Raw genomic sequence first — 12,499 nt, forward strand, 5'->3', positions numbered from 1 at the left:
CTTAACCGCCAGCCTTAAGTAATTTTGGCATTGTAAGATCAGCGACCGCACTGTTGAGCTGTATTAAGGTCTGCTTGCCAACAATACCATCAGCCAACAATTCGTGATCACGCTGAAAACGCACCACCCGTTGATGTAAGGGCTGATCAAAAACTGCTCTGGTCGGATCATAGTCGCTGCTAACACCCTCAACCCGATCCAGCATGGATATCAACCAGCCTACATCGCTGCCGGTATCGCCCATCTGTAATCGCTCAGTTGCCAACTCTGGCGGACGCCACAGAATAATATAACCTCCTGTCCATAACCGTTCGATCTCCTGGTATGTGAAAGAGAAGCGCCTGCCACTTAAATCAACCATTACCGACTGACCACTCAAACCGGTCACCACAACATGGTAGCGTTGCCCACCCTGCATCAGCAGTTCCAATATGGCCGGTCGATTATAGTATTCGAGAGTTTTCCAAGAGCCCCGACCAAAGAGGCAACTCAGTCCAACTTCCTCAGCCTTATCACAGGAGGTTCTATTCTTACCCCCCACAGGATAGGCCACTTGCCAATAACTGAAGAGTGTCGCGAAAGCACTATTCTCATTGCCCAACAAACCAGCCAGGCCCTGTGTGGTTGATGGCTTAGTCTGAGACTCTGGAATTGAATCCTGTAGATTGGATCGCCGCTGATCTACTCCACCATCCAATTTTGTAACATCTGGAACTCTATTCAAACCAACAGGCTCTGCAGAATGATTCTCTGACTTTTTAGAGAGACTCACATCATCAGCCACTGAACTCGCCTGACTATCCAGGCCTGTTTGCAAGGTGGATTGTATCGATACAGCCTGCACCTCACTCACTTCAGGTTTTGACTGGGTAACCAGGTCAGCTTCCTGACTGGGATTTGCAAACAGATGATATAGATTGATGGTCGGTAGCAGCGCAAGAATAAACAAAGTTGCACTCACTCCCGCCAATAACCATCCCCAGGATTTGAGATGACCAACCCCACTCTCTTCGCCTCGCAGCTCACTTGCCACCTGAGACAACATGCTCCGGGTCACCTGACCTTTACGCTTTCCGAAGGCAGCCAACATCCCCCGACTGCAAAGGATATTTATCAATCTGGGAACACCACCACTGAGCTTAAAAACACGACGAATCGCAGCATTAGTAAACAGAGGCCTCTCTATCCCTGCTACCTTTAAACGATGCAATATGTAGGCTCGGGTTTCAGCGCGAGACAGAGGGGTCAGGTGGTATCTGGCAGTGATCCGCTGCGCCAATTGCCTGAGCTCTGGTCGCTTTAAAAGCGCTCGTAACTCCGGCTGTCCGACCAGTATGATCTGCAACAACTTTTCTGAGGCAGTCTCCAGATTGGTCAACAAGCGAATCTGTTCAAGAGATTCAAAGCTGAGGTTCTGCGCCTCATCGATAATGACCACAGTACGCCGGCCCTGGGCATGGGACTCCAGCAGATAAGCATTTAAAAAATCGACAATCTCTTTGATACTACTGCAACCGAGGGGATAGAGCACTTTGAGCTCATCGCAGATCGTCGCAACCAGCTCCAAAGGGCTCAGCCGAGGGTTGAAAACAAATGCCACATCCACCGCGCGGGGCAACTGGGCCAGCAACTTACGGCACAGTAGCGTCTTCCCTGTACCCACTTCACCGGTCAACTGGACAAATCCCCCACCCTGGGTCACACCATAGAGCAGATGGGCGAAGCCATTTCGATGGCGCTCACTCAGAAAGAGGTATTTAGGATCCGGTGTTATTGAGAACGGATCTTCGGCGATTCCAAAATAATCCTGGAACATAACAGCAGCTTATTACTCTTGATGGCTCAATGGAACAGAGAAACAACAACCTGAATCCTAATATGGTGTTCCACATAGGATGATACAGACACACCTTACTACAGACCCATTATCACAACAGCATCTTAGAAATACCCGCTGCATAACAGATTATCCTCTTTCAAGTCAGAGAGGTTGGGTAAAAAGAAAATGCTACAGTGTCTGCTCACCGCTACATTGCACTTTGTAAGACCCTATAACTAACTTCCACTCAACCCCTAGGCGACCCAAAAGTGTGAAGCTTTACACATTTCTGACCAATTTCCATCGAAAACCTTCATTTTCTTCTATTGAAAATCAAAAAAATCCTAATTTTGGTTGTCACAAAAGTAAACATTGGTCGGAAATTGCCGATCTATATATTGAGTCACCAAGGCCGCTACCCATCTCGGAGTAACCACCTGAAACTCAAGTACTTATAAGTTTTACTAATGCAATGACATGTTGTTTTTGGCCAAATTTGTTAACTAGTGTCGCATTTTAGTCAAATAGCCCGAAATTGTAGTTGTAATCTACTGTTATTGTGCTAATTTTTTAGTTGTAAACACGCAACATACTGAGATCACCGATATGACTGGACTCTACAAATCAAAGATCTGCCAGGAGTGCCCCCACCTGGTTATCAGCGGAACCGCATGTGATTGGCAACCCCATGAATGCCCCATCCAGAAAGAGAAGATGCAGCGCCAGAAAAAGACCAAGGCAAAGGCCTTTTTCCTGACTAATCTTCTGATTGCTGACGATTTTGACGCTGTTCGCAGCAGTAATTGAATCAGATTACTGACAGTTCACCAGGGCCTGTTAACAGGCCCTGGATGACTGGAATTTGAAACCTTGTCATCCGGTCGAGTTCTCAGCAGAGCCTGCCACTACGCTTCAGTTGTTGATTTAGCGGTCTTCTGCGCGCCCTCATAAGAGCAGCAGACAACCTCACCTGCCCCGAATTCAGCGCCTCAAGTTGCGCAAATCCCACAACACATCCACACCACCTGAACAGACGACAGGAATCTTCAGGTATATGATGCTGCCAACCTTGAGTATCTACCGCCATCAAACTGCTCTATACATATAGAGTCACTATGCTCTTTCTGGCACTTCAAAAGAGTTAGCGCTCAAAGGTATAGAAAAAGTCACCAGCCTGGGTCTTACCTGTCTCTGCCTCCAGCTGCCAGCGATCAGTCAAGTCATAACGCAAACGCATTTTACTTTCAGAACTTGAGAGTTCGTTGATGTATTGCACATAGAGCTTTGGTGAAAGATAGGTACCTGCTACAAATGCCGCCTCTTCAAGGGTACTCCCAGTATCAAGCCTGAACTCTTCCAGACCAAAGCGCCGCCCCAGCTCCGAGGCAAGATTGCTGGCGCCACTGGCTTTCAACGCTGCAGCAAGCCCTACAGTTTGACCCGATGACTCCCCTGGGGGCCGGCCAGTCAATATGTAGGTCAAGACATCACTTTCAGACATTGCGGGGGTAGAGAAAAGATCCAAATTTGGCTTCTTCAGCGTTCCACTGACCCGCAATCCGGCTGTCACATCGTCGACTTCACGCACTGCTCGAACATTGATACCAGGATTATCAACTGGGCTGTCGGCAAACAGCGCATAGCCCCGTTCTATTTTAAGATCCTGCCCATAGGCCTGATAGACACCATCAACAACACCCAGACGGCCACGCCCTAACACTGGACGACCAGGCTCATCAATGATCAGTAGATTTCCTGTAAAGTTACCCCTTAGTCCGAAGCCATCGAAACTCACTCGCTTACCCAGTGAGAGTCGAATCTCAGCATTGAATGGCGCGTCATTTTTTGACTGATGTTTTTGTTCAACCTGTTTTACAATCATGTCAGAACTGACAGAGACTGCAGTCTGCGGTAATTCCCTTGGGCGCAGGCGTGCATAGGGCACTTTGATCTGTCCCTTCAATTCATCACCTTTTTGCTGATGAGTGAAGACGATATTCGGTGACAGCTGAACTTCAGCTTCAGGGATATCCACCGCCAGCCAATCCTTGCCAGAAATTTTGTATTCAGAAGGAAAGCCTTGAGCTGCATTGAGAAGGGTAGTTCCTTGCAGTGATAAACGCCCTTTTCCAGAGCTCACCTCACCTGTCACCTTCAACTTGTCCAGCTCCACAGCTTCTATCAGCAAGTTAATATCCCGTAGCTCGATACCCAACTCAGGTATATCACTGGCGCCCCCTGCGAGCTTAGCCTGCCCCTTTAACCGAGGCTCGGCAAGCATGCCAGCCAAATCAAAATCGATGGCCAGATTTCCGCTGCTGTTTTGTAGCTTGGGTAGCAGACTCGAAACCATCGTAAGATTTTCGATAGCGCCAGTGATTTTACCTTCCACAGGCTGAGTCTTCAGATCAAACTCTGGTAGTGTCAAACCCGGTAGTAAAAGCCGCCCGTTAATTCCGCCCAGATCCTGCAGAGGCATTTCTATAACAGCATTTGCACCGGTTTGATCCAGATTGGCAGTCAGTTTACTGCCTGAAAAGTCGACAATATGGTTCTGTTCGTCATAGATGAACTTCAACCCTGCTGTAGGAATAGTCATATTAACCAAACCCTGGATCTCACCATTCTCAGAACCGCTAAGACCAGCCTCCAACCCCAGATTTCCCTGTAGTGCAGTTTCATCGGGCAACCAACTCTGCAGGCTTTTAAGATCAAACTCAGTAAGCTCTATTTCTGCCTTCCAGTCCTTACCACTTTGATTCACAAAACTTGTGCAAAGCCCGCCCTCACCCGAAACCAGGCAGATAGGTTTCAAATATTGTCTGGCACTGCCGAGTAGATATTCTGCCGGCTCTCTAAGCTGCCACGTTCCCAGCTCTGGAGAGTCAGCTATGAGTTGTTGCACCAACCCTTGCCAGCGTCCCTCGCCGTCCAATCCAGCAGTGGTGGCCAGTTCAATTTGTGGCACCCGATCTCCCTTGATTGCCAGATTCAGTTTATGCTCAGGTAAGGTGCCATCTACTTCAAGCTTCAAACTATCCCATTGCTTCCCTTCAGCAACTAATCCAGCCCCATCCAATAAAATATTAACCGGCTGCTTACCTGCCAAGTTCAAATCGATCACAGCGTCAATTTTTTCTATACCAAAGGTCTGAAAGGCTATCTCCCTGGCCTTAAGGTTTAGTGCTAATGCAGGGGTTTCACTCTCTCCACTTAACTTACCTTCAGCATTCAGTTCACCAGACAGCCCAGGCCAGAGACCGGCCAGGTCGGGGGCCGTAATCGACCAGTCCAATGCCAACTTATCCCCTACCTCTCCTGTTGCATCAATCTGATTGGGACCAGAACTGAAGGATAAGGTCTCGACATCTGCAACCCCTTGTTGATATCGAATCTCTCCCTTCGCCTCAACAGGATAGTCTCGCAAGATGCCACTCATCTCTTTTATCAACAACACAGCTTGAGGCTGTTCATCGACTAGCGATCCTTCACTCGACAATTCGAATGCCAGTTGTCCGGGAAAAGCCTGATGCACCAACCCAGGATTGAATCTCTCTCCATTCAAGGTCATCTGCCAAGTCACATCTGGTGACCAACCTACCCGTCCCCGACCTTCAATCCGACTCTCTTCATGAATCAGGGCCAGCTGCTCCAGAGCAAGTGCTGTCAGATCACCATTGCCCTGAGCATTAACATCGATCACCGGCAACCCTTCGCCTGCAATATCCATAGCAAGCTGATAGTCATAGTTGTCGAGTCTCCCCAGCAGGTTGAGACTACCCTGCTTACTACGAACCTCCGCTCGCTCTCCATTCAGTGGCCAACTTAATTGTTGCCACTTCATCTGCGCGGAGAGACCCTTATCCTGCAGACGATAGAGACCCTGAGCCTCAATCAACAGTGCCTGAGGATTGGTTAACTTCAGCGAAGATATATTGACCTGACCATCACTATAGCGTGCGGCCACTTCACTGCTCAGCGCGCCTAAAGTGGGTTCATTCAATTGAATGCTACTATCCAGATCAGCCTGCTCAAGATCACCTTGAGCTGAGAGACTCCCCTTCACTACAGCCGGAAACCCTTGTATAAATTCTACCAACCTGATCTCTTCCAGTTTCCAGTTGGCCTGCCATGACAGCACCCCTAAAAGGTCGCGCAGATCGATATCGATGACACTTGTAAGCGGCGCTGCCAATTGCTGATGCAGTTGCAGCTTTTGTGCATCCCCCTGAATCTCACCCTCACCACTCACTACCAGGCCATCGGGGAGACGGTAGCGCCAGTCCAGATTCAATGACAGAGGTAAGGATTCATCCAACCCAAGAGATCCGTCCAGACTCAGCTGGGCAGATAATCCATCAAAGCTAAGCTCATCAACATGCAGACGATCACCTTCGGTGGCCGCCTTGAAATCGAGATGGTCGATGACAATCGGTTCAGCACCATCTGCTGATAAAACCTGGAAACTATCGCTGACAAACTGCTCAATTGTAATTCCCAGCGGCAAGCTCACACCCTCATAGGGCTCTGAGGTTGCTGCTGTCTCGGATTGAGATTCGGGAAGGGTTAACGTCGTATCACTCAACCCCAGCTCAATGATCTCAAGTCGCCCTTTAAATAGAGCAGAGGGACGCCAATCAAAGCTCAATCGATCATTTGTTATAACCAATCCATCATTTTGACGATAGGCCAGACCTTTAATCATTAGCGGCCCTGCCAGGCGCCCTTCCAGTTTGGTTACACTCAACTCACCTGGTACTACTTTTTGAAGCAGATCAAAAACACGGTGCGTACCCTCCTGACTGGAGCCAATATAGATCAGAAGAGAGAGTGTTAAGAAAAGGAGCAGACCCAGTAAGCCACCCAGAGCAAGCGCTATGCGCTTTATAACAATCATAACTCTGGCCCCACGACGACATGCAATCGCCACTGACGCTCTTCCCCAACACTACCGGAGGCGACATCAAACCGTACCGGGCCGACAGGTGAATGCCAGCGTATTCCGAAACCTACACCGTACGCAGTTTCAGAGTCATAATCAGGATCATAGGCATTACCAAAATCAACAAATAGGGCACCACTCCAACTATCACTGATTCGCCGGTCCAACTCTATGCCGCCTACCGCCAGATAGCGGCCACCCACCACATCTCCCGACTCATTTTCAGGCCCAAGATCCTCATAACCAAAGCCACGCACGGTATTGTCACCACCGGCAAAAAACCGTTTACTCGGTGGCAACTCAGTCAGATCTTCGGTCCAGGTTGCTCCCAGCTCAATCCGACTCAAAAGTCGCCAATCCTTACTTCCAAATCCATCGATAAACTTACCGCTGGCATAGAGCTGAAAATAACTGGCAGTCGACAATACCGCATCAGAAGCCCCTTCAATGCGGAAGTTTAAACGTTTGCCACGATGAATCCGGGTTTTGCTGTCCCGCTTAATACGTAACCAGTCGATACTGGGTACAAGCAATCGTGCAGTATCCTCCTGCTCACCGATCTTAAAATCCTCATAGGAGTATTCCAAACCGAGACTGCGCCGCCAGCCTCGATCAAGGCTTATTGAATGAGTGGCATTGAGTAGTGCACGATCCCCTTGGTTGGTATCTGAATTGGAGTGCTCAAGGGAGGCGCCAAAGCGGATATAATCCACAGTCGGCCGTTCTAGAGGAATGACATATTCACTGCTCAGACTACCGATCGGTTCTGAAATCAGAAACTCTGTGCGCATTCGATGTCCATTGCGCCCAACCCGCCGGTTTTTCCAATCCAGCTTCAGCCTCGGCCCGGTATCTGTCGAGTAACCCAAACCGATTCTGTATCTGTTACGTTTGTTAGGTTTCAGATCGATATCGATCGGCACTCTGTCACCGCTTATCTGATCCCGACGACTGACCACTTCGACCCGCTTGAAATACTCACTATCGATCAATTGCCCTTGCAGATTCAGCAATGCATCCTGGCTGAACGGATCTCCAGAATTGAAGGGAACATACCTGGCAAGGAATTCAGGATCCATGATTTTCTGATTGAATCGCACCTCCCCAAACCTCAACTTCGCCCCGGTATCCAGATGCAATTTAATCGTAGCCGAATTACTCTCCAGATCTACCAGAATCTGGTGATGAGTATATTTAGCGTCGAGGTAACCACGTTGAATGGTCTCAGAGAGTAAGTTCTGTTTCGCCGCATCATAGTCGCTTTGATTCAAAACCATATCGGATTGAAGTGGAAACCCTTCAGTTATTTTGAGATCCTGACTTCCTTCCCCAAACACCTGAAAATCGATTTCGACTATTTTCATCGGGGCACCGGGCTGGACTTCATAGGTTGCCACAAAACCATGATCTTGCTTCGTCAGACTGCTGCTTATGCTCGGTTGAAAATAACCATAGGGCTGCAGCGCCTGACGAATCTCATTTTCTGCTTTGTTATGCAACAACCTGAGCCTGGCTTCATTCAGGGACTTCCGTGATCTCTCCTGCTCCACAGAGAGGTAAACAAGCACGTTTTCCTCAAGATCCGATGCCAACCCCTTAACATTAACCTGCACCTCCAAACCAAATACCGGAAAGGAGATCAATAGCACCATCGGTATAAGAATAGATCGCAACATATACATCGCTAATGAACTTACTGGGAAAACCCTACGAAAAAACTGTGGAAAGAGTGATGTGACCTGCCTGGAGACCAACACACCATCGCTCTCAATTGACTAAAATTCGATTAGTGTTATCAGGCCCTAGTGTGGTGCTTCATAGTAGTGTACCGCAAGGATGACTAGAGCATATCAATTAATATTATTAATCCGAAGCAAACAGCTTACATTCATAAACCTGCATGGCGCTCTACAGTAATATATCGGGCCATGACCTATTAACTGAATGTAAGATACCCTTTCCGGGCAAGAGTTCCCGATATACCTGCAGAATTAAAGACCTTGTAAGTTCGTTCAATAAACTCAACCTAACCTACACTTTTATGTCTGGCTCTACATTATCCTTTTTTTACAGCATCTTTACTTTGAGCCCACCTCTCCTTCAATAATCTTGTTGTCTCTATGTCAGACAGTGGCCGCCCGAAGAGAAAACCCTGTGCTTCATCACACCCCTCATCTACCAGAAATGACCGCTGTTCATTGTTCTCAACCCCCTCGGCCAATACATTCAGGTTCAGGTTCTTTGCCATTGCGATAATTGCCCGGGTAATGGCCGAGTCATCGGGATCATCCGGCACATCGTGAATGAATGAGCGGTCAATCTTCAGACGAGTCAGGGGAAACCGCTTTAGATAGGCCAACGATGAGTAACCAGTTCCAAAATCATCAACTGCCAGCTCAGCACCAATATCTCTCAGCTTCTGCAGTATTGATACTGATAACTCAGGGTCTTTCATCAAGAAACCTTCAGTGACTTCAAATTCCAGCCATTCGGGATTACATTCAGTATCACTCAAAATCGTCGCAATAGAAGGCAATAAACTGCTACTGCCGATCTGTTTTACCGAAAGATTGACTGCCAGGCGATGCGGGCGGATTCCCTCACGTTCCCATTCAGTCATCTGCTTACAGGCGATACGCATCACTTGCTCACCCAGCTGTATGATCAATCCGGTATCCTCCGCCAGCGGTATGAACCTTGAAGGTGCAACCATCCCCATATCCGGATGAACCCAGCGAACCAGCGCTTCAACACCTATAAGTCGCCCACTTGCTGTATTGAATTGCGGTTGATAGAAAACCACCAACTGATCCTCAGCCAATGCCCGCCGTAGACTTGATTCAAGAAAGATCCTTTCAAAAGCCTGTTCAGTCATATCAGCGGTATAGTATTGAAATGTATTCTTACCCTCGTCTTTGGCTTTATACATTGCAGCATCAGCATTACGCAGTAATGTATCAGCACTTTTGCCATCCTGTGGATAGACACTGATACCGATACTCGCTGTAAGGAAGAACTGATGGTTATTCGTTTCGAAGGGCAACTCCAGTGAAGCAATAATCTTTTGCGCCATACTTGCAGCATTCTGGGGTTTTTTCAGCCCCTCAGAGATAAATGTGAACTCATCCCCACCCAAACGGGCCAAGGTGTCCTCCTCACGCACACTCTTCTTGAATCGTTTCGCAACCTCCTTTAGCACCATATCACCGACTGCATGCCCGAGGCTGTCATTAATCTCTTTAAAACGATCCAGATCGACAAACAGTACCGCCATCTGCATGTCAGTGCGCTTTGCTTTACTGATAGCCTGCTTGAGACGCATCAGAAATAGCGCCCGGTTTGGTAGATTAGTGAGTGAATCATGGTGCGCTATATGCTGTAGATCATCCTTCTGCTGCTTCACCTCATCCAGTAGTTCCAGGTGTTCAGTAATATCTCTGGCGACTTCGATAACACCACGTAGTGTGCCGTCACTGTTCATAAGAGGTGATGCAATGACTTCAACTCTCACCAGCCTGGAATTTTCAACAGAAACAGGCCGGGTCAGGATCGCACTGGCAGGTTTGCCACTTTCCAAAACCTTGTGTACCGGACACTCCTGTATCTCATCACTCGTAGCTGGATGGGAGACATAGGGCAAATCAAAATAGTAACTGGAAAATTCACCCTCGACAGCAAAGCCTTTTAACAACTCCTTAACACTTCTATTCATTAACTGGATCTGAAAATCAGTGTCGATCACCATCACTGAATCGCTTATATTGTCTATAACTGTCTGTAAAAACTCTCTTTCACTATAGACCTGCTGCTCCATATTCAGGCGATCAGTAACATCATGAGTCAGTCCGAGATGCTCGATGACCCGACCATCTGCATCCATAATTGGAACAGCATGAGTTTCGAGCCAAACCTGCTTGCCCTTCAATGCTGTGAGACTGAATGTCAAAGAACTGCTCTGACCACTAAATACAGAAATATTCAGCTGCTTGAACGCTTTCTTATAAGGCTCATCAATCAACTCATAAATGAGGCTGCCAGAAAGCTGGTCAATCGAGTCAGCCTGAAGCATCTCCAGTCCCTTTGGATTTATACTGAGCAGATTACCATCAGCTCCGATGGTACTTACGCAGGCTGGTTGAGAATTCACCAGACGACGTAAATTTTGTTCACCAGTACGCAATTCCGCCTCGAGATGTTTTCGCTCAGTGATATCTTCAACAAAAGCGATTGAACCTATAATACTGTTATCGTAGTGTCTCAGCGTGACCGCACTAAAATGTGTTGCAATATTGTGTCCATCTTTGTGACGAACCGCTATATCATAACTACGCCGCTCAGCCTCTTTTCTCTTACTGATCTGATCGATTAAAATCTGCCTGTTATCGTTATCGACAAAATCCATCGGCGTCTTGCCCAGCATCTCCTCTTTGTCATAACCCAGCAAATCTTGTAAGCGCGCATTGACATCCACAGTCTTACGTTCATGATCAATAAACCACATACCTTCGGGAGCAGCATCAAAGATTGTTCTGTAACGTCGCTCCTTTTCTGCAAGCTCAGCAGCACGCCTTCGCACCAAGCGTCGCAGACGAATATTCACCATGAGAAGAAGCAGCCCTAATATCACCAGGCAACCGATCAGCATTGTGATGTAGTGCTTTATCGACCAGCTCAACCAGTCAGGCACGGAAACTGTAGAGCTGTAGATCAAGCCTTCAATTGTGCTATTTGGACCTAATACTCCCAACTCAATAAAGATCGAATGGATATGATTCCACCGCTGTGGATTCATATAGCCTATCTCAACCAATAGGGGCTGTATCAACTGTTTTGATGCTTCCGCTTCATAGATCAGGTGCTCACGTGTCATACCCTGACTATTATATTTTTCAAAGATAAGATCGACCATCTCATCTCGGTGTGTCAATGCGTAGGCCCATCCTTTCAAGGTTGCCTTGCGGAACTCTTCGACCTGTCGAGGATTTTCTGATATTTGCTGCTCATTGGTGATCAGCACATCACCGTAGAAATCGATACCATAATCTTTTGGCTTGATATATCGGGGAACTACACCTGCCTTATTTAACAGATAACCCTGGTCGGTTTCATAAGCATTGAAGGCATCTGTCTCACCGGTGATCAGTGACGCCGCATCAAAACTGCTGGGCAGTCTTATATAATCTTCCTTGGTCAGCCCGCCTCGCTTCAACATGGCATGTAGTGCAGCATCCTGAGTACCACTTCCCAGCATCACTCGTCTGCCAGCCAAGTCTGCTACTTTGTAAATACCTGAATCGGCTCTTACCAATAAGGCGTAGGGACTGTGTTGGTAGATCGCAGCCAACGCTACCACCGGATATCCTTTTGCACGATGGATCAAGGCATTAGCACCACTTACTGCATATTGCGCATCCCCTTCAAGCAGTTCTTTGATCGGCGACCTCCCTTGATGCTCTCGTATCTCCACATCAAGCCCGATCTCTTCATAGAAGCCCTTTTCCCTGGCCGCGTAATAGCCGGCAAATTGAAATTGATGCTTCCATTTCAGTTGCAGAACCACCTTTTCGCTGGCCAGATTGCTATTTATCCTGGTTTCACTACTGAGAGCTGGGGCGCAATATACCAATAGAACAAGCACCAGGCCTGTAATCAGCATATCTCCCAAAGGGGTTAAATGTCGCAAGAGTGTGCGCATGGAATCAATTATCGGCTGTTATTGAGTAGCCTTTAACCTGGGA

Annotated in this window: 5 protein-coding genes; 1 reads left to right on the forward strand and 4 read right to left on the reverse strand. The window is 47.7% G+C overall.

All coding sequences use genetic code 11. The annotated features are described in order from the left end of the window. Window position 1: 1 nt before the first annotated feature. Window positions 2-1,816, reverse strand: coding sequence for an ExeA family protein (locus AC4IE7_RS05640; RefSeq protein ID WP_490775837.1), 1,815 nt, complete (start codon window positions 1,814-1,816; stop codon window positions 2-4). A gap of 609 nt (window positions 1,817-2,425) precedes the next feature. Here AC4IE7_RS05640 and AC4IE7_RS05645 point away from each other — a divergent pair. After that, window positions 2,426-2,626 (forward strand): hypothetical protein, encoded by a 201-nt coding sequence (locus AC4IE7_RS05645; protein ID WP_490775838.1) that lies wholly within the window; start codon window positions 2,426-2,428, stop codon window positions 2,624-2,626. A 334-nt stretch (window positions 2,627-2,960) separates the two neighbouring features. Here the strand turns inward: AC4IE7_RS05645 and AC4IE7_RS05650 are convergent, their stop codons facing one another. The 3 genes from AC4IE7_RS05650 to AC4IE7_RS05660 form a co-directional block, all read right to left on the reverse strand. Then, window positions 2,961-6,716 (reverse strand): translocation/assembly module TamB domain-containing protein, encoded by a 3,756-nt coding sequence (locus tag AC4IE7_RS05650; RefSeq protein ID WP_490775839.1) that lies wholly within the window; start codon window positions 6,714-6,716, stop codon window positions 2,961-2,963. Then, on the reverse strand, window positions 6,713-8,437 hold the full coding sequence (locus tag AC4IE7_RS05655) for an autotransporter assembly complex protein TamA (protein WP_490775840.1): 1,725 nt from the start codon (window positions 8,435-8,437) through the stop codon (window positions 6,713-6,715). The genes AC4IE7_RS05650 and AC4IE7_RS05655 overlap by 4 nt, the downstream gene beginning before the upstream one ends. Before the next feature lie 380 nt (window positions 8,438-8,817). Beyond that, window positions 8,818-12,456, reverse strand: a complete 3,639-nt coding sequence (locus tag AC4IE7_RS05660) for an EAL domain-containing protein (RefSeq protein ID WP_490775841.1) — start codon at window positions 12,454-12,456, stop codon at window positions 8,818-8,820. Window positions 12,457-12,499 lie beyond the last annotated feature (43 nt).

The organism is Candidatus Thiodiazotropha sp. AKAK3 (assembly GCF_058244645.1).

What these genes read in the sequence shown, in the direction of transcription:
- AC4IE7_RS05655 (WP_490775840.1), bottom strand. Translation starts at nt 8,437, where the DNA reads ATGTTGCGATCTATTCTTATACCGATGGTGCTATTGATCTCCTTTCCG.
- AC4IE7_RS05645 (WP_490775838.1), top strand. Translation starts at nt 2,426, where the DNA reads ATGACTGGACTCTACAAATCAAAGATCTGCCAGGAGTGCCCCCACCTG.
- AC4IE7_RS05660 (WP_490775841.1), bottom strand. Translation starts at nt 12,456, where the DNA reads ATGCGCACACTCTTGCGACATTTAACCCCTTTGGGAGATATGCTGATT.
- AC4IE7_RS05640 (WP_490775837.1), bottom strand. Translation starts at nt 1,816, where the DNA reads ATGTTCCAGGATTATTTTGGAATCGCCGAAGATCCGTTCTCAATAACA.
- AC4IE7_RS05650 (WP_490775839.1), bottom strand. Translation starts at nt 6,716, where the DNA reads ATGATTGTTATAAAGCGCATAGCGCTTGCTCTGGGTGGCTTACTGGGT.